17 protein-coding genes are annotated in these 19,783 nt (G+C 38.8%); 15 read left to right on the top strand and 2 right to left on the bottom strand.

Annotation, left to right across the window (positions count from 1 at the left end):
- The first annotated feature begins 14 nt into the window (after window positions 1-14).
- From ABIB39_RS08385 to kdsA, 14 genes are all read left to right on the top strand, one after another.
- Complete coding sequence (locus ABIB39_RS08385) at window positions 15-1,403, top strand: lipopolysaccharide biosynthesis protein (protein WP_354428982.1); 1,389 nt, start codon at window positions 15-17, stop codon at window positions 1,401-1,403.
- Window positions 1,404-1,412: 9 nt separating this feature from the next.
- Window positions 1,413-2,396: a polysaccharide pyruvyl transferase family protein gene (locus tag ABIB39_RS08390; protein ID WP_354428984.1), complete on the top strand. Its 984-nt coding sequence runs from the start codon at window positions 1,413-1,415 to the stop codon at window positions 2,394-2,396.
- A 1-nt stretch (window position 2,397) separates the two neighbouring features.
- Complete coding sequence (locus ABIB39_RS23290) at window positions 2,398-3,438, top strand: glycosyltransferase (protein ID WP_354457379.1); 1,041 nt, start codon at window positions 2,398-2,400, stop codon at window positions 3,436-3,438.
- 79 nt (window positions 3,439-3,517) lie between these two features.
- The gene (locus ABIB39_RS08405) at window positions 3,518-4,873 is read left to right on the top strand and encodes a right-handed parallel beta-helix repeat-containing protein (RefSeq protein WP_354428985.1); all 1,356 of its coding nucleotides are present in this window, start codon (window positions 3,518-3,520) and stop codon (window positions 4,871-4,873) included.
- Between the two features lie 53 nt (window positions 4,874-4,926).
- Window positions 4,927-6,120, top strand: a complete 1,194-nt coding sequence (locus tag ABIB39_RS08410) for an ArnT family glycosyltransferase (protein ID WP_354428987.1) — start codon at window positions 4,927-4,929, stop codon at window positions 6,118-6,120.
- A gap of 132 nt (window positions 6,121-6,252) precedes the next feature.
- The gene (locus ABIB39_RS08415; RefSeq protein WP_354428989.1) at window positions 6,253-7,554 is read left to right on the top strand and encodes an MBOAT family O-acyltransferase; all 1,302 of its coding nucleotides are present in this window, start codon (window positions 6,253-6,255) and stop codon (window positions 7,552-7,554) included.
- A 3-nt stretch (window positions 7,555-7,557) separates the two neighbouring features.
- Window positions 7,558-8,478: an alginate O-acetyltransferase AlgX-related protein gene (locus tag ABIB39_RS08420; RefSeq protein WP_354428991.1), complete on the top strand. Its 921-nt coding sequence runs from the start codon at window positions 7,558-7,560 to the stop codon at window positions 8,476-8,478.
- Window positions 8,479-8,508: 30 nt separating this feature from the next.
- Entirely contained in the window at window positions 8,509-9,633 is a 1,125-nt protein-coding gene (locus ABIB39_RS08425; protein WP_354428993.1) for a glycosyltransferase, read from the top strand.
- Window positions 9,626-10,534 (top strand): NAD-dependent epimerase/dehydratase family protein, encoded by a 909-nt coding sequence (locus tag ABIB39_RS08430; RefSeq protein WP_354428995.1) that lies wholly within the window; start codon window positions 9,626-9,628, stop codon window positions 10,532-10,534. Before ABIB39_RS08425 ends, ABIB39_RS08430 begins: the two co-directional genes overlap by 8 nt.
- Window positions 10,531-11,484, top strand: a complete 954-nt coding sequence (locus ABIB39_RS08435; protein WP_354428997.1) for an MraY family glycosyltransferase — start codon at window positions 10,531-10,533, stop codon at window positions 11,482-11,484. Before ABIB39_RS08430 ends, ABIB39_RS08435 begins: the two co-directional genes overlap by 4 nt.
- Window positions 11,485-11,802: 318 nt before the next feature.
- Window positions 11,803-13,758 carry a polysaccharide biosynthesis protein gene (locus ABIB39_RS08440; protein ID WP_354428999.1) on the top strand — a complete coding sequence of 652 codons (1,956 nt, stop codon included), beginning with the start codon at window positions 11,803-11,805 and terminating at the stop codon, window positions 13,756-13,758.
- 105 nt (window positions 13,759-13,863) lie between these two features.
- Window positions 13,864-14,799 carry a KpsF/GutQ family sugar-phosphate isomerase gene (locus ABIB39_RS08445; protein ID WP_354429001.1) on the top strand — a complete coding sequence of 312 codons (936 nt, stop codon included), beginning with the start codon at window positions 13,864-13,866 and terminating at the stop codon, window positions 14,797-14,799.
- 3 nt (window positions 14,800-14,802) lie between these two features.
- The gene (gene kdsB / locus ABIB39_RS08450; RefSeq protein ID WP_354429003.1) at window positions 14,803-15,543 is read left to right on the top strand and encodes a 3-deoxy-manno-octulosonate cytidylyltransferase; all 741 of its coding nucleotides are present in this window, start codon (window positions 14,803-14,805) and stop codon (window positions 15,541-15,543) included.
- A complete protein-coding gene (gene kdsA, locus ABIB39_RS08455; protein WP_354429005.1) occupies window positions 15,530-16,309 on the top strand; it encodes a 3-deoxy-8-phosphooctulonate synthase in 780 nt (259 codons plus the stop codon). Before kdsB ends, kdsA begins: the two co-directional genes overlap by 14 nt.
- A gap of 8 nt (window positions 16,310-16,317) precedes the next feature.
- Here the strand turns inward: kdsA and ABIB39_RS08460 are convergent, their stop codons facing one another.
- Window positions 16,318-16,797 (bottom strand): nucleoside deaminase, encoded by a 480-nt coding sequence (locus tag ABIB39_RS08460; protein ID WP_354429007.1) that lies wholly within the window; start codon window positions 16,795-16,797, stop codon window positions 16,318-16,320.
- A gap of 79 nt (window positions 16,798-16,876) precedes the next feature.
- Window positions 16,877-17,470 carry an OmpH/Skp family outer membrane protein gene (locus ABIB39_RS08465; RefSeq protein ID WP_354429009.1) on the bottom strand — a complete coding sequence of 198 codons (594 nt, stop codon included), beginning with the start codon at window positions 17,468-17,470 and terminating at the stop codon, window positions 16,877-16,879.
- A gap of 182 nt (window positions 17,471-17,652) precedes the next feature.
- On the opposite strand from ABIB39_RS08465, the gene gyrB reads away from it, so the two are divergent.
- Window positions 17,653-19,611, top strand: a complete 1,959-nt coding sequence (gene gyrB / locus ABIB39_RS08470; protein ID WP_354429011.1) for a DNA topoisomerase (ATP-hydrolyzing) subunit B — start codon at window positions 17,653-17,655, stop codon at window positions 19,609-19,611.
- Window positions 19,612-19,783 lie beyond the last annotated feature (172 nt).

Consider the following 19,783-nt stretch of genomic DNA (forward strand, 5'->3'; position numbering starts at 1 on the left):
TTATAAAAGTAAATATGAATCAAAGTAAAAGCCTTTTAAAAAATACTTTTATATACACTATTGGTAATTTAGGGTCAAAGTTATTAACCTTTTCCCTTTTACCTATACTGTCTTTTTACCTTTCAAAAAAAGAACTTGGTGAATATGATGTGGTGCTTACTACCATTAGCATGTTTGTGCCTTTTGTTTCTTTACAAATATCAGATGCCGCTTACAAATGGCTTTTAAACAGGGAGGCCGAAGATTATGATGCGCTAAGAAGCAAAATAATTACAAACGGGCTTTTGATAATAATAGTTACTTCGGTTATATTTTTAGCAGCTTATTTTACCGTAGGCGCGTTTGTGCCGCTTAATTATAAATACCATTTTGCGGCCATACTGTTATCCTCTATATTTCTCCCATATTTTCAGCAGGTTACCAGGGGATTGCAGAAAAACAAGCTGTATGCGATAGCCGGTTTATCAAACGCGGTGTTTGTTCTTGGCTTTAACATTTTGTTTCTTATCGGCTTAAAAATGAAACTGGAAGCGCTGTTCCTGGCGTTGATAATAGCTAATTTTGCTACCTGTATAATTTTGGTGCAGTTTTCGGGAGTTTATAAGTTCATCAATTTCAAACTATATTCGACCGCGCTACAAAAGCAGATGCTTACATATTGTTTGCCACTAATACCTAATAGCATAAGCTGGTGGCTGGTAAACGCTGCCGATAAATTTTTGATACTGTATTACTTAGGAGTAAATTCAAACGGTATATATGCCATTTCATCAAGGTTACCAAGCATCATTACTATTTTAAATACCATATTTATACTGGCTTGGCAGGATCATTCCATGACGTCTAAAGACAGCAGTATAGATAGTAAAACGTTCGATAGGTTCTATACCTTTGAACTATCATTTGTTCTTGTGCTTATTTCTGCCTCAAAAATCATTGTTGAAGGTATTGTTAGCAGCAGCTTTATAGATGCTTATAAATACATGCCCATGTTGTTTATAGGAGCGGCATATTCGGCGTTTTCAGCTTATTTTGGGGCATACTACCTCAAATCGGGTAATACTAAAGGTATATTTGTAACCAGCATTGCGGGTGGTGTTACCAATATTGTTGTTGTTTTACTACTCATCAAACACATAGGCCTGTATTCATCAGCATTGGGGACTTTTTTAAGTTTCATGGTTATGTTTGTATATAGGTATATCGATCTGAAAAAGGAGATCAATTTAAAAGTTAACATGTTAAAGCTTATTTCGTTAACAGTGTTATGTGTGGTTTTTTCATTAGCATTACTAATACACTTCAGATATATAAATTACATCCTTTTGGTTTTAGCAATAGGTATATTCCTATTTTTAAATAGCGAGGTTATTGTCAAATTAAAAAAAATGGTATTTAAATAAATTCTACTCATGCAAAATACAAGTAACTCAGAGCAAAAATTTGGTTTAATGGTTTATCCGGCAAACCCAACATATAACGTGGGCGATTACGTACAAAGCCTTGCAGCAAAACAATACCTGCCTAAAGTAGATGTATTTGTAGAGCGCGAGAAATTAAAAAGCTACAAAGGCGACGATATTAAAATGATCATGAACGGATGGTATATTCTCAACCCAGATGAGTTTCCACCTTCGGCGAAGATCAACCCGCTTTGGGTATCGTTCCATTTAAATGCAAACGCAAAAGACAAGGTTTTAACACCAGAAACTATTGCATATTTAAAAGAGCAGGGGCCGATTGGCTGCCGCGATACCTATACTTTAAGTGTATTGCAGGAAAAAGGCATCGACTCGTACTTTAGTGGGTGTATAACTACCACTTTAGACGTCAAATATAAAACGGATAAAAAATCTGACAAAGTTTATATGGCCGATCCATTGTTTTTACTGCCGCATTGGGGTAAAATGATGTACGGGCCTAACCAATTTATAAAGGCCATTATGAGCGGCGATATTTTTAGGTTTGGTAAAAGAAAACGAATCTTAAAACAACTTATTACCGACGAATTTTTAGAGAACGCCGAATATGTAAAACATAAACTATCAGGCTCGCACAGCGAAGAACGCAGGTTTGAAGAAGCCGAAGCGTTGTTACATAAATTTGCGGCCGCCAAACTTGTTGTTACCTCAAGGATACATTGTGCATTACCTTGCCTTGCATTGGGTACACCCGTAATTTTTATTAATTACGGTTTTAATAACAGTTCAGATATGAGCAGGTTCTCGGGGATATCTGATCTATTCAATACCATTAACATTAACGATAAAGGCGAAATACAAGCCAACTTTGATTTTAATGGTAAAATTGGTGTCGACAGTAAATTTACCAACCCAACCAGGCATGTAGAAATGGCCGTTAAACTTAAAGAAAAGGCCTTCGCATTTGTTAAATAATATGCACGTAATTCAACTGATTACCGGCTTAAGCGGCGGCGGCGCCGAAAACCTGGTTTATAATTTAACTAAAATGAACCTACAGGACGAGAAGGTTACTTGTTCTGTGGTGTACATTACTAATAAGGATAAATTAAGGCCACGGTTTGAAGAAATGGGCGTTTCGCCAATTTCTTTAGGCATAACCTCTAAAGCCAACTTTTTAAGCGGCTTAAAGCAGTATTATCATATTATTAAACAAAATAAAAATACAGTAGTACACGCCCACTTATTCCATGCGTTTTTTTTGAGTTGCTTATTAAAGCCGTTCGTGTCACATAAAATCGTTTTTACGTTGCATAACGACTTTGTTAGAAGTAAGTTAAGACGTTTTTTTTTATTTTTTACCCGGGGTCTTAGAGATACAGATGTAATTTTTTCAAAAAAATCAAGGACCTGGTATCAAAAATCAAATCCGGTTGTAATTGCAAATGGGATAGATTTAAGCTTATACAATGCCCCCATGCAAAAACCGGAGGTTTTTACATGCTTGTTTTTAGGGAGGTTGGAACATCAAAAAAACCCTCTTTATTTGGTCGATCTGGTTAAGAAACTAAAAGATAAGCACAAATTTAAAATAGTTGTAGTTGGCGAAGGCAATATGCGGCAACCGTTGGAGGACTTGATCGCTCAACAATCGTTGCAGGATTATTTTGAATTTTTAGGTTTCAGACAGGACATCCCCCAAATTATGGCGAATGTAAGTTGCCTGATCACGCCATCATTATGGGAAGGGATGCCTATTTCAATATTAGAGGCAGGTGCTTGTGGCCTGCCTATTGTTACTACACCTGTGGGCAGTATCCCAATTTTTTTAAGTGAAGACGCCGCATACCTTACCGAGTTGCCAAATTTCCATTTATCGTTACAGCATATAATGGGGCATTACGATGAGGCGCTTGAAAAAGCTGCGAAATTTAAAAAAGAGGTTTACGAAAAATTCGATATAAATAAATGTTATTTGAACTATAAGTTGATATACCAAAGTGTGCTTAAACATTAAGCAATAAAATAGGTCTATGTTAAAAAGCCGGATCTAACGTTAGATGTCTGGAAAAGTATTGAATCAACCAACAGAAGTTATGAAAACAAAGAAATTGATAAAAACGCTTATACTTCTATTTACTATTACAACATCTGCCGTTTATGGTAATAGGATTGGTAAAACGTTTAATGTGAAAGATTATGGTGCAAATGGCGACGGCGTGACTGATAATTATAATGCATTGATTAAAGTTGCAAAGGCAGTAAACGCAAATGGATCCGGAACGGTTTATTTCCCTGCGGGTAAATATTATATCGCGCAATACAATACTAAAAACAACCCGGTTGCGGATATCCTGTTTTCTGGTTGCAATGGTCTTTCAATAATTGGCGACAAAGCAGTTATCTCTGTAAATGGAAACTTCTTTAGGGCAGCCGATTTGTTAGTGGGTAGATTACAAAAAAGCACTACTGAGGCTGTTATACCTATCTCAATATCTAAGTGCCAAAACGTTACTATCAAAGGTTTAGAAATTAATGGTAATATTAATAGGATGACACGAGACCCTAAAACTACGGAGGGAAGCGGGCACCTTATCCAGCTTTGGGATTGCGAGAATGTAAACATATCTAACGTTTATACCCATCATGGCCAAACAGACGGGATTTATATTGGGGGTATTAAGGGTTGCAGAAATGTTACTATAACTAATTCCATCAGTTCAAATAATGGCAGGCAGGGCATGTCTATAACTCATTTGTATAAAGGCCTTTTTGATAACTGCCAGTTTATAAACACAGGCATAACCGACGGCGCTTATACCCGCCATGCCCCATCGGCAGGCGTTGATATTGAGCCACAGGTAATCCCCGCAGGTGCTAAAATGGGCGGGATAGTATTTAGAAATTGTACATTTGCAAATAATATGGGTGCACAGTTCATGAGCATATCCCCCAAAATTACTGCTAATATTAAACTGGTTAAATGCACTATCAAATCGCAAACAAGCCTATCAAAATATACGATGATATTAGCTGCAGACAGCTTGGTTGTGGATAGCTGCGATATAGACTGCGGAACTAAACAGGGAAGCGTTTACGCCAGTTGGACCGGCCGCACAGGCGGTAATGTCGAAATCAAAAACAGTACCATCAGAAGCGCTTTTAGAGGGATAGTATCTGCTAACCAGGCAAATATGTTTAATAAGGTAAAAATATCCAATAACGATATAATTTGTACCTCTAAAAGTCCTTCTAAAGCATACTTTCCATATCTTACGTCAAAAGATCTTATTTTTGAAAACAATAGAGTGCAAATACCTTCTGCTGTATCAGGTGTAGTTACACCACTTATTAATAATGCTGCGAGATCACAAAAGAATACATTTTCTACCGACAAGTTTGGCATAAAACCCAAGGTTTCATATACCGGTACAAAGTTGATAGCTGATTAATGCTTTTAAAATGATATACTTAGCACAAATAACGTTAGCGTAATTAATAAAGCATGAATAAATCTATAGTTGTAGTATTAGTAGTTGCTTTTTTATTCAGGCTAACGCTGGTAGTTGTAGAAATGAACTTTTTTGAGTTACCTGATAGCGGAAAAGACGACAGGCGTTTTGAACGGTTAGCCTGGGAATGGACCAAGGTGAAAAATCCCCCTGCAGATCAGTTTTCAGAATCGGGTGCTGGTAGTTTTATTAAAATAGGCTCGGCACTATATTCTGTATTTGGCCGCGTGCCCTGGTTATGGAGTTTGATACTGGTTATTTTAAGTACTGCTACGGTTTACAATATATATAAAGCGACCTATCTGTTATGGAATGATAGGACCCAGGCGATAAGGGTAGGTTGGTTCGCAGCGTTATTTCCTGAATTGGCAGAGCTATCTGCGGTTATTTTGAGAGAAGTGCCTATTCACTTTTTCCTTTCGTTAGCTGTAATATCACTTATTAAGTTTTGGAAGTACAAGAAAAAGCCTCATATTGTATTATTTATTATATATACCGGGCTTTGTATCCTGTTCCACTCAGCTTTGATAGCGGTGCTGCTCGGGTTTGGTATGGGGATTTTCTTGATATCACAGGAGGGGAAAAACAAATCGCCGGCTGCTAAGGTGATGATGTTTATATTGGTTGCTGGCGGCTTGATGATTGTAAATTATACTGGATTTGGCTTAAGTAAATTTGGCGGATCGTTTGAGAACGCTTTCGACACTTTTGAAAGTGGCGAAGCCCACTCTGTAATGGGTACGGCCGGGTACCCCGAGTGGATGAAAATACGTAATGGTATAACTGATATTTGGAAACTCCCTCTACGGTATGTTGCATTTTTATTTTCGCCGGTACTGCCATTCATGGTAAAAAAGGCGAGTCACCTGGCTGGTATAATTGATGCCGGGATGTATCTTTTAATGGCTTGGTCTTTTTATAAAAACCGTAAGGTTATCAAGGAAAATAAAACGGCTTACCTCATATTAATCATTAGCATAACTTTGGCTTTCGTATTTTCATTAGGTGTTTCAAACTTCGGTACTGCAATAAGGCACAGGGCAAAATTGTTGCCTTTAATGCTTGTATTAGCAGTCGACTTTAAGGCTCTTCGTAGAAAAAACTATTTGAAGAAGCTTCGCGAACAACAAATAGCAAGCCAGGCTACAGAACAAGATATTGATATAAATAACGTTACCGCTCACTAAACCGAACCTTCTCATATGTTATTCAATTCTTTACACTTTGTTGCATTCTTCATTATTGTTTGCAGCATTTATTTCACCATGGGGCATAAGTACCGATGGCTACTTCTGCTATTAAGCAGTTGTTATTTCTACATGGTTTTTTTGCCTATTTATATACTTATTTTAGGCTTTACAATCGTTATCGACTATTATGCCGGGTTGCTCATAGAAAAAAACGTTGGCAAAAAAAGGAAGCTTTTTTTAATAATGAGCCTGGTTGCCAACATAGGTATATTGGCTGTTTTTAAATATTACAATTTTTTAAACGATAACTTATCGCTGTTGCTAAATAGCATTGGTTATAACAATCATGTACCTAACCTTTCTATATTACTGCCTGTAGGTTTGTCTTTTCACACCTTCCAGGCAATGAGTTACACCATAGAGGTGTATAGAGGCAATCAGAAGGCCGAACGACACTTTGGGATATATGCACTTTATGTAATGTTTTTCCCTCAACTGGTTGCGGGGCCTATCGAGCGCCCTCAAAATGTTATACATCAGTTTTACGAAAAACATAATTTTGACTATAACCGTATTGTTGAAGGTTTAAAAATTGTGTTAGTTGGGTTTGTAAAAAAACTTGTAATAGCTGATAGGCTTGCAATTTATGTAAACGCTGTTTATGATCATCCGGATAAACACAGTGCCGTATCTATCCTGGTTGCTACCGTAATGTTTGCATTTCAAATCTATTGCGATTTCTCGGCCTACTCAGAAATTGCTATAGGTACAGCTAAGATATTGGGGTTTGATTTGATGACCAATTTCCGAAGACCGTATTTTTCAAAAAACATCCAGGAATTTTGGGGCCGATGGCATATTTCATTATCAACGTGGTTTAGAGATTACTTATATATTCCGTTAGGCGGCAGCCGGGTGGCAGTACCAAGATGGTGTTTCAACGTGTTTGTGGTTTTTATGATTAGCGGTTTATGGCACGGTGCCAGCTGGACTTTCATAATATGGGGTGCGTTGCACGGCGTTTACTCTATATTCGGTATTATTTTTAAGAAATTAAAAGTTGATGTATTTCTTCGCAAAACATACGTTACCCGCGTGCTTTCTAACCTTTTTATATTTGGCATTGTTTGTTTTGCCTGGATATTTTTCAGGGCCAGGAATGTTCATGAGGCGCTTTTGATATGTAAAAATTTATACACGTTAAAAGGCGGCGGTTTGTTTTTAGGCGTGCCCGCAAGTTTCTTCTACAGTTTAGCGGCTATTTTTGGGTTGCTATTTTTTGAATATATACAGGAATACTATCCCCAAAAATTCAATGTATTTAGCAATAAAAGCGCTGTGATCAGGTATACAGGGTATTCGCTGTCTATCATCATTATTATATTGTTTGGTGTATTTAACGGAGGCCAGTTCATTTATTTTCAGTTTTAAAAAATGAAGAATCAACTTTATACATTAATAAAGAAGTTTGTACTGCTACTACTTATACTATTTGTTTTAGATTACGTATTCGGCACGTTAATAGAACGGGCGTTTTATAAAGAGAAACAAGGCGATAGTTCTACAACCACCTACGCTTTATCAAAGGCAAATGAAAATCTGTTAATTTTCGGCACATCCAGGGCGTCTCATCATTACATATCGTCGGTAATTGGCGATAGCTTGCAAGTATCTGCTTATAATTTAGGGCGAGATGGTATTAAGTTTGATTATAATTATGCTTTAATAACATCAGTTTTAAAAAGATATAGCCCTAAATATATTATTTTGGATATCAATCAAAACGATTTTACTTATGATACATTAGGCACGCAGAAAGAGATATTTACAAGTACCTTTTTGCCATATACAAGGCGTAATAGCTACATCAAGCAGCTTATTTATCAGATTAACCCCCGCGAAATTTATAAGTCAGAAGTCAGCAAACTGTATGCGTTTAACTCTTTGCCGGGTTCAATACTGCAACATGCGTTAGGTGTTGGGCAAAAAAACGATCATGGGTATGAAGCCTTATTTGGTAGTAAACTTACCGCTACCGATAAAACAATTGTAGGAAATAGTACCAATTACAAAGAGGATACTACCTTGGTTAGAAAATTTGATGAAATGATCGCCACTATAGAAAAAAGGAAGATCAAACTGTTGGTTGTAGTATCGCCTACTTTAAACAAATTTAAAAATAACCCGTTGCCTACGGTAAACAAAACACTAAGTAAATATGGGCTGAAAACTATTGATTTTAGCGATGCATTTGCGGCTGAAGATAATAGTAAATTGTTTCACGACAGAACCCATCTGAATAACAACGGAAGCAAACTCTACACACAGCTAATTATACAAGCCATTAAGAAATAAAGAGCAGATATATGCTCCCTGAATAAAATTATGTTTAAAAAAGCTTGTTTAATAGCTCATTACGGAGAAGATTATATTGCCTACAGGGTTAACTTCTTAAACTACCTAACAAGCTTAGGTGTCGAACAATGCTTTGGTATTGTGCCAAAAGATAAGCATGCCGAAGAGGTTGCTAAAACCCCATATCCTGTTTATTTTTATGAATACAATAGGTCGTGGAAGTTTTTTGCAGACATATTTAAAACATATAAACAATTTAAACAGATCATAGCGGCAGAAAAACCCGACCTCGTTTTTACCTATAAATTCTTTCCTAATTTATTAGGTGTTTATGTAGCAAAAAAGCTAAAGGTAAAAACCGTTGTTGCTACGGTGGCCGGCCTTGGGTTTCTGGATAAACAAGGATCGTCTTTACTTATTAACAAAGTATTTAAAGCATATTTATCTATTTTAAAGAAAGCTGATTTTATTGTTGTACAAAATAGCGACGACCAGATTTTATTACAAAAATTTATAGAACCCTCTAAAATTATTCTTACAAATGGGAGTGGTGTTAACAAAGAGAAATTTATACAGATAACTGCTCCGGACAGGGAAAAATGGGGTATGGCTGTTGATAATAAATATTTTTTGTTTTGCAGCCGTATTGTAAAAGAAAAAGGAATATTGGAACTGGTAGAAGCGTTTAAAAACCTAAAAGATAAATTTCCTAATGCCGTATTGTTAATTGCCGGTTGGTTTGATAGTAAGGGTATCGAAAAAGAAGTGCTGTCAAAAATTGAATCTATCCCGTCAATTAAATACATCGGCTACCAAAAAAATGTAAAAGAGATTGTACAACTTTCGGACTGTGTGGTATTACCAAGTTACTACCCCGAGGGCGTGCCGAGGTCTTTAACAGAGTCGTTGGCTTTATCTAAGCCAATTATTACAACCAACCATAAAGGGTGTAAAGAAACCTGTATAGATACAGTGAATGGTTATTTAGTTGAGCCTGGCAACGTGACCGATTTGCAGCAGAAAATGGAATTTTTTTTAACGCTTACACCCGGGCAGGTAAAAAATATGCAAGAAAGCAGTTTAAATTTATTTAACGATAAATTTGAACAAGGGCAGATTTTTAAAACTATAGCAGACAAAATTTTATATGCCTGATTTATTATATACGGGGGCTTCTGGCTTTTTGGCTGGCAATACGATTCCCAAATTGCAGCAAATCGGCTATAACGTTATTACTTTAGGCGTAAGTAATAACACCTATAATTACAATATAGCCATAGAAATACCTGCTTTTAACGAGGCCTACGATGTCGTTTTTCATGCTGCAGGCAAAGCGCACTCCGAGCCCAAAACAGAGGCTGAAAAACAGTTGTTTTATGATGTTAATTTTGAGGGCACCGTAAACCTGTGTAAAGGGCTCGAAAATTTTGGCATGTTGCCAAAGCAGTTTGTCTTTATAAGTACTGTAGCAGTTTATGGGCTGGATAGTGGTGAACTGATTACAGAAGAGCACGCTTTAAACGGCGAAACCCCCTATGCGAAATCAAAAATACTGGCCGAGGAGTTTTTGATTGAGTGGGCTGGCCGTAATGATATAACCTTAACTATATTGAGGCTTCCATTAGTGGCCGGCATTAACCCGCCGGGTAACCTTGGCGCTATGATCAATGGTATAAAAAGTGGCAGGTATTTAAGTATTGGGAATGCAAATGCCCGCAAAAGCATTATATGGGCGGAAGATATTGCTATTATAATGCCTCAACTCGTAAAGATAGGCGGGATCTTTAATATCACAGATGGCCTGCATCCCATGTTCTCGCATTTAGAGGCGGTGATCTCTAAACAATTAAATAAGAAAAAGCCCCTGAGTTTACCTATCCCTTTAGCTAAACTATTAGGGTGGGCCGGTGATATAATAGGCAGCCGGTTTCCCGTTAATACTAATAAATTAAAAAAAATAACATCAACCTTAACATTCGATGATAAAAAGCTACATGCCGCAATAAAGTGGGTGCCATCCTCTGTGGTTAAAAAGCTTAGCGAAATAACGTTATGATACTATACCCTTTTTTACTGCTTGTTTTTTTTGGTGTGATGCTTTTGTATTTCAAAATAGCAGATCATTATAACATTATTGATAAGCCAAATGAACGCAGTTCGCATACAGAAGTTACTATTCGCGGTGGTGGAGTTATATTTACATTCGCAATTGTTTGTGCGGTAGTATTGCACCCTCAGTACTGGCTACCTGGCTTGGGCCTGCTTGCCATAAGCGTAATAAGTTTTATTGATGACAGAATTACGCTTTCAAGTAAGATTAGGGTTGTTGTACATATTGCTGCTGTAACGCTCATGTTTGCATACTTAAATATTTTTGAAACTCCTTTTTATGTATGTATAGCCTTGTATATTATTAGTATTGGTATTATAAATATGTACAATTTTATGGATGGCATAAACGGTATTACCGGTGCCTATACATTGGTTGTGCTTGCCGGGTTACAATATGTTAATTTAAAAGGCGAGGCATTTATAGAGGCTGATTTGATATGGTTGCCGATGCTGGCGAGTGTGGCTTTTTTATTCTTTAATTTTCGTAAAAGGGCTAAATGCTTTGCCGGCGATGTTGGCAGTGTAGCAATAGCTTTTTGGATAGTTTTCTTACTATTCAGGCTGATACAAGTAAGCGGACACTGGGCCTACATTTTATTTCTTTCGGTTTATGGGGTAGATGCCGTGTTAACTATAGTACACAGGTTAATATTAAAGCAAAATATATTTAAGGCTCATCGCCTGCATTTTTACCAGATACTGGCTAATGAGCGGAAGTTGTTGCATGTAATAGTGGCGGCATGCTATGCGTTTGTACAATTTATTATAATAGCATTTATAGTTTTGTATATAAATGCATCAGAGTGGATAATTTTTATAACAATTACGACCTCCCTGGCAATTATATACATAGTATTCAAACCAAAGTTAATGAAGGGCAAGTCATCGTTTTAACAAATATTACTACGTTATCTTGAAAGTTTAGCATAAAAAACGCCTATAAGTTATAATTAATAATGTTATTTTTTTATATTTGAGCTGCCTTAACAACAAATGTCCCCCAATTGTGTTGTTAATGTGTGCGATGCTTATGTCTTTAAATAAACGGTGTTAATTATGAATTTTAAACTGTTATGTTATTTAAGGCGTTTAATAGTTAATATCTAAAGTTAAGTATCAAGAAAATACATTGGTTATATTTCAATATAATTGTCTTATTTCTCGATAGAATTATTATTCTTTATCTTTGTTTAGATTGGCAAAAATGTACCTATGAAGAAATACTTACTTTTTAGCAAGGTTTTACCCCGTTGGATAATAATGTTATTAGACTTTGTTATTGTTACGTGGTCTTTTTCATCTTCTTATCTTATTGTAAACAGATTTGATTTTGTAAATATATTAAGGGGTTACTTTTTTATTTATACAGGTGTTTATTGTATAGTTGCCGCATTGGTGATGTACGTGATGAGGGTACATATAGGTCTCATCAGGTATTCAAATACGCGTGATGTGTTGCGTATATTTGGGTCGGTGTTTATCAGTAGTTTATTATATATGCTGGTAGTTACATTGTGGGTTAAACCTTACTTGCATGTAAAATCTTCCACCATCGATCTTGTTTTGCTTGTTAACTTCTCAGTATCAAGTACCCTACTCATTCTCTTGAGAAGCGGTGTGAAAAGTGCGTTCAACTACCTTAATAACTATTCAAGTTCAAAAAAAACCACGGTACTTATTTACGGTTCTGATACCAGTGCCGTATTGGTGAAACAAGCTTTAGAAGCCAGCGCGCAAACCAACTTTGTTATAGCAGGTTTTGTGGATGCTGATAACAATAAGATCAATAAAGAAATACAGCAGGTGAGGGTTTATGATATAAATAAACTTGAAAAACTTAAAGAAAAACGTGCCATAGATAAGATGATCATCATGAATCATCATCTTGACGAGCAGTCGAAAAAAACAGCTCTGGAAACATGCCTTGCTTTGGGTATCCAGGTACTTACTGTACCACCATCAGATCAATGGATTTACGGTAAACTTAACATGCAGCAGATTAAAGACCTAAAAATAGAGGACTTGCTTCAGCGTAAAACAATACAAATTGATACTACACGTATATCTGAAGATTTGCAGGGCAAGCGAGTATTGATTACAGGTGCCGCCGGTTCTATCGGTTCAGAGATCGTTCAGCAAGTATTACAATATGATCCGGCAATGGTTATCCTTTGTGACCAGGCCGAATCGCCACTGCACGAGATCCGGTTAGAGGTAGAAGAAAAGTTTGCACAGATACCGATAAAAATATTCATCGGGGATATCAGGAATCACGATCGTATGCAAAAGCTGTTTTTTGATTACAAACCAGAAGTTGTTTATCATGCTGCTGCTTACAAACATGTGCCAATGATGGAAGAGAACCCATCAGAAGCGGTTAGGGCGAATGTCTTAGGTACAAAAAACATTGCGGATCTATCAGTTGCACACGGTGTAAATAAGTTTGTGATGGTGTCTACCGATAAGGCTGTTAATCCTTCAAACATCATGGGGACTACCAAGCGTATTGCCGAGATCTATATCCAATCATTAAAAGATAACCCTATAAATAAAGGCACTTGCTTTATAACTACCCGTTTTGGTAATGTGTTAGGTTCTAACGGTTCGGTGATACCGCGTTTTAGGGCCCAGATCCAAAAAGGCGGCCCTATTACTGTAACCCATCCGGAGATCACACGTTATTTCATGACCATACCCGAGGCGGTACATTTGGTGTTGGAAGCCGGTACAATGGGTACAGGTGGCGAGATATTTATTTTTGATATGGGCGAGCCTGTTAAAATTGTTGACCTGGCACTAAAAATGATTAAGCTTGCGGGTTTACAACCCGAGCGGGATATCAAAATTGTTTACTCAGGCCTTCGCCCGGGCGAAAAGCTTTACGAGGAATTGCTTAACCAGGGCGAGCATACCATGCCAACCCACCACGAGAAGATTAAGATCTCAGAGGTGATAACATACCCGTACAAAAAGGTTACCGATGACATTAACGAGCTTATTTTGCTAAATCAGCAAAATGATGATATGGCAATGGTTAATAAAATGAAGGATATTGTACCTGAGTTTATCAGCAAAAACTCACAGTTTGAACATTTGGATAAAAAAAGCCTAATACATCCGGGACAAATAGAAGTAGAGCCAAAAAAACTACGGGTATTACAGGACTAAGTAATCTTAGTTTAAACTATTAGCGCGGTACGGCCGTTCATTGATCTAATCTGATTTTATTGAGTATTATTGCAATACTAAATAATACCCGAGCTACTACAGCTTATGAAAAGTATTGCCCAAAAAGTATTTGATATAGAAATTGCATCGTTGCAGTATGTGGCATCGATGATAGACGAACAGTTTAACCAGGCAGTTAACGCCATCCTGCAATCCAAAGGTAAATTAGTTGTGTGCGGGATGGGGAAGTCCGGGCATATTAGCAAAAAAATCTCGGCCACTTTCACCAGCACAGGTACCCCAAGCTTTTTTATGCATCCTGCCGAGGCTTTTCACGGCGACCTTGGGATGATAAGTACCGATGACGTGGTTCTACTTGTATCTTACTCCGGCGAAACCGAAGAGGTGTTAAAAATTGTACCTTATCTACAATACAATAAAAATACGTTTATAGCTATAACCGGCAACGCTAAATCTACACTGGCTACCAATGCCACATACCATTTAAATGTTTGCGTTAAGCAGGAGGCTTGTCCGCTTGAGTTAGCGCCCACATCATCCACCACCGCAACGTTAGTTATGGGTGATGCTTTAGCAGTAGCACTAATGACGGCAAGAGATTTTAGTCCCGCTGATTTTGCGCGTTTCCATCCCGGAGGCAGGCTTGGCCGAAAATTATTGGTAAGGGTTAAAGATCTGATGCGTACCGACAAACTTCCTTTTATCAATACCAAAGCTACTTTCACTCAATTGGTTTTGCAAATGAGTGAAGGCAAACTGGGAATGGTTATAGTCGGCTCGCCGGATAAAGTAGAAGGCGTAATAACCGACGGAGATTTGCGCCGCGGATTAGTAAAATATGAAGATATTTATCACCTGCCTATTAGCGATCTGATGAATACTTCACCGCGGATAATTAACGAACACGAGTTGGTTTACGACGCTGAGGAACTTATGATGGAGCGCAAGATAACTACCCTGCTGGTACATAATGATAATAATGTCCTTACCGGCGTTTACCAGATATTTAACCAAGCTTAGCAGATGAAAGTAATTATTGTTATACCTGCAAGGCTAAAATCAACTCGCTTGCCGCGTAAAATGTTGCTTGATCTGGGTGGAAAGCCTATTATTCAGCGTGTGTACGAAGCTTGCCTAAAAGCAACCCTGCATCACGAGATCTGGATAGCGGCCGACAGCACCGAAGTATTTGACGCTTGCAAAACGTTTACTCCAAACGTGCTTATGACAAAAGAGGAGCACCCCAGCGGGACAGATCGTATTGCCGAGGTTATAGAAACAGTACCATGCGATATGGTGGTAAATGTACAGGGCGACGAACCCTTTTTTGATGCCGGCATCATTGACAGGCTGATAATTGCATTACAGCAAAGCGACGCCGGTATGGCCAGTATTTGTGCACCTGTTGCCGATGTAGCGGAACTAAATAACCCAAACCTGGTTAAGGTTGTTACCGATGTAAATGGAAACGCTATCTATTTCTCAAGATTTGCTATACCGTTTTCGAGAGATGGGGAAGTGAAAGATCCGTCCGCTTACAAAAAACATATGGGAGTGTATGCTTACAAAGCATCATTCCTGAAACAGTTTATTACCATGCCGGTTTCGTTTTTAGAAAGCACAGAAAAACTGGAGCAGCTGAGGGCGATTGAGAACGGCTATAAAATTAAAATGATTGAAGTGAAAGGCATCGAGAAGGGGATAGATACACCTGAAGACCTTGAACTTGCACGCAAAAAGATAAAAGACAATGGGATTATATAACGACATCACTCAAAAACCTTTTTTTATTGTTGGCCCATGCGTAATGGAAAACCAGGAATTGCTGTACACCGTAGCCGAAAAAGTTGCCGAGATTGGCGCTAAATACCCGGTTACAGTAGTTTTTAAATCATCGTTTGATAAAGCGAATCGTACCAGTGTAAGCGCTTACCGCGGCCCGGGTTTAGCAAAAGGTATGGAGATGCTGAATAACGTGAAAGAGAAATTTAACTTGCCGATTACAACGGATATCCACGAGCCATTCCAGGCCGCTGCATGCGCCGAGGTGGTAGATATTCTGCAGATCCCGGCGTTCCTTTGTCGCCAAACGGATTTGTTGGTAGCTGCTGCCGAAACGGGCAAAATAGTGAATGTTAAAAAAGCGCAATTCCTATCTGGCCAGGATATGTTTTACCCGGCACAAAAAGTAAAGGAAAGTGGTAACGACCAGATTATACTTACCGAGCGCGGTAACTCATTTGGGTATAATAATTTGGTTGTTGATTTTAGGAATGTTGCCGATATGCTGGAGTTTGGCTATCCTGTTTGTATGGATTGTACCCACTCGGTACAGCGCCCCGGCGGTGCAGGGGGCAAAACCGGCGGCGACCGCAAATTTGTGCCAAACATGGCACATGCAGCAAAGGCATTTGGTGCCAGCGGTTATTTCATAGAAACACACCCCGACCCGGACCACGCCATGAGCGATGGGCCAAATATGCTTTACCTTAAAGATTTGGAAGAACTAATTAAATCGTTGATTGGGTAAGTATTTAATTAGTAATCCTTCTTGCTTTCCGATTCCGTCCATTGTTTAAAAATCTCAAGGGCTTCAGTGTGCATCATTTGTACAAAAGGAAGTTTGCGTTTTTCCATAGGCTGCGCTAATTCATCATAAATAAAATGGTCGTCGAAACCTATATCGGCAGCATCCTTTTTGGTATTGGCATAATAAATTTTGCTGATGCGTGCCCAATAAATGGCGCCCAGGCACATGGGGCAGGGTTCGCAACTGGTATAAATTTCGCAGCCTTCCAAATTGTAAGTTTCCAGCTCCTGGCAGGCCAGGCGGATAACCGATATCTCTGCATGGGCCGTGGGGTCATTAGTAGGGACAACACGGTTTGCACTGCGCGCTATCACCATACCATCCTTTACAATCACCGCACCAAAGGGGCCGCCCTGCGATTGCTTTACGTTATATTCAGACAGGTCGATGGCCATCTGCATAAACTTTTCGTTGCCTTTGTCTTCCATATTGCTCTAAATTAAAAAACCTCAACTGTAAGCTGAGGTTTTAATTAATTATATTTTAATTATTTGCACATCTGATATGCTATTTTTTGTCTTTGGCGTAAGCGTCATTTAATCTCTTAACTACTTCAGTAGTTACGTCAAGGCTTGGGTCGCCGTAAAGAACTGTTGCATTACCTTTTTGGTAAGTAAGGATCATTTTGTAACCTTTTTCTTTAGCGTAAGCTTTAGTAAACTCAACCAGTTTTTCGTAAAGTTTGGTTTGCTCGGTTACTTGCTCATTTTGCACTTGTGCACCTGCATTTTGTTGATATTGTTGAAACTCCTGGCCTTTACGTTGTAAGCGTTGCTCGGTAGCGGCACGTTGGTCTGCCGCCATTGTAGGGGCAGCTTTTTGGTATTCAGCAACCTCGCGTTGGATAGCCTGCTGGCGCGAAGCAACATCAGTCTGTGCAGCTTTACTTTTATCACCAAGGCGCTTGTCCATGTCCTTAATGTAATCGTATTTAGATACTAAAGAATCCTGGTTAATGTAAACAATTTCAGGACCGTCGGCAGTTGTGCCTGCAGTTGTTGCTGCAGCAGGTTTAGCGTCTGGTTTATTTTGGTTACAAGCAGATACACCTGCAGCTATTAGTAATGCTAATACTGATTTTGTAACAATTGAAGCCTTCATTTTCATTGGGTTTATCTTAAAAAAAATTTTGACAAATATAATCTTTCGCCACAAGTTTCCTAACCATTAATTAAGATGTTTATTATCGGTCATATTTATCCACAATCGCATTAATGTTGCACATAATCCGAGTTAATACGAAGCTAAATTCGTAAATTTGGGGGTTATTGTATTAATCAAATATGAGCGAAGAAAATCAGGATAAATCAAATTATTCAGCGGATAATATACAGGTTTTAGAAGGTTTAGAAGCCGTACGTAAAAGGCCTTCGATGTACATTGGTGATACGGGCGTAAAAGGCCTTCACCACTTGGTTTACGAGGTAGTTGATAACTCGATAGATGAGGCGCTTGCCGGGTATTGTGATACCATTAACGTTACTATCCACAAAGGCAATTCTATTACCGTTGTAGATAATGGCCGTGGTATCCCAACGGGTATCAATACTAAAGAACAAAAATCAGCCCTTGAAATAGTAATGACCGTGCTGCACGCAGGCGGTAAGTTTGACAAGGACACCTACAAAGTATCCGGTGGTTTGCACGGTGTGGGTGTAAGTTGTGTTAACGCACTATCTATACACGTTAAAACTGTTGTATACCGCGAGGGTAAAATTTTTACACAAGAATACGAACGTGGTAAACCATTGTTCCCTGTTAAAGAGATTGGCGTATCTGATAAAACAGGTACCACCCAAACTTTCCAGCCGGATGCAGAGATATTTACACTTACAACCGAATATAAGTTTGAAACACTGGCAACCCGTTTACGCGAGCTTGCATTTTTGAACAAAGGCATCCGCTTAACGCTAACAGATGAGCGCGAAACTAACGACGACGGTTCTTTCCCAATGGAGGAATTTTTCTCTGAAGGTGGTTTAAGGGAGTTTATAAAATACCTTGATGGTACCCGCGTTGCTATCATCCCGGAGCCAATTTACCTGGAAGGTATAAAGCAGGGTATCCCGGTTGAACTGGCTTTCCAGTACAACGATACCTATACCGAAAATGTGCACTCATACGTAAATAACATCAACACTATTGAGGGAGGTACACACGTTGCCGGTTTCAGGATGGGTTTAACCCGCACGCTTAAGGCTTATGCGGATAAATCGGGCTTGTTGAAAAATATGAAGATCGAGATTACCGGTGATGACTTTCGTGAGGGGTTAACAGCTGTAATTTCGGTAAAAGTACAAGAGCCGCAATTTGAAGGGCAAACCAAAACCAAATTGGGTAACAGCGAGGTGAGTGGTGCCGTTAACGTGGCCGTAGGCGAAATTTTAGGTAACTACCTTGAAGAAAACCCACGGGAAGCTAAAATGATAGTGCAGAAGGTTATCCTTGCTGCTACAGCCCGTGCAGCTGCACGTAAGGCCCGCGAAATGGTACAGCGTAAAAGTGTGATGACAGGTTCGGGTTTACCGGGCAAGCTATCTGATTGTGCCAATAGCGATCCAACTTTATGTGAACTTTACCTTGTAGAGGGCGACTCAGCGGGTGGTACTGCTAAACAGGGCCGTAACCGCGAGTTCCAGGCCATTCTGCCACTACGTGGTAAGATCCTGAACGTGGAGAAAGCCATGGAGCACAAAATTTACGAGAACGAAGAGATAAAAAATATGTTCACCGGTCTTGGTGTAAGCATCGGTACCCCCGAGGATGCGAAAGCATTAAACTTAACCAAGTTACGTTACCACAAAATTGTGATCATGACGGATGCGGACGTAGATGGTTCGCACATTACCACACTTATTCTTACCTTTTTCTTCCGTTATATGAAGGAATTGGTTGAGTATGGCTATGTGTACATTGCATCGCCACCGCTTTACCAGGTTAAAAAAGGTAAAGAATTTGAATACTGCTGGACAGATGAACAACGCGATACCGCTATACAGCGCCTTAAAGGCCAGGGTAAAGAGGATAGTGTACACGTACAGCGTTATAAAGGTTTGGGTGAGATGAACGCCGAGCAATTATGGGATACAACCATGAATCCGGCTAACCGTACACTTAAAAAAGTAGCTATTGAAAACGCTGCCGAGTGCGATCACACCTTCTCTATGCTGATGGGTGACGAAGTTGCCCCGCGCCGTGAGTTTATCGAGAAAAATGCTCGCTACGCACGTATAGATACCTAAAATATATTTTCAGATACGCAGATCCCAAATCTGCAGATGCTTCTTATTATGAAATATTAGCCCCGCCGAATAAGCGGGGCTAATGTATTTTAAGACAACTTAATTCGCCTTTTTCGATTGTTTTTGACTCTTGACTAAAGCATAAACGTATCAAAATTACAGGATATTTAAC

It is taken from the genome of Mucilaginibacter sp. UYP27 (assembly GCF_040547175.1).
Classification (GTDB): Bacteria; Bacteroidota; Bacteroidia; order Sphingobacteriales; family Sphingobacteriaceae; genus Mucilaginibacter.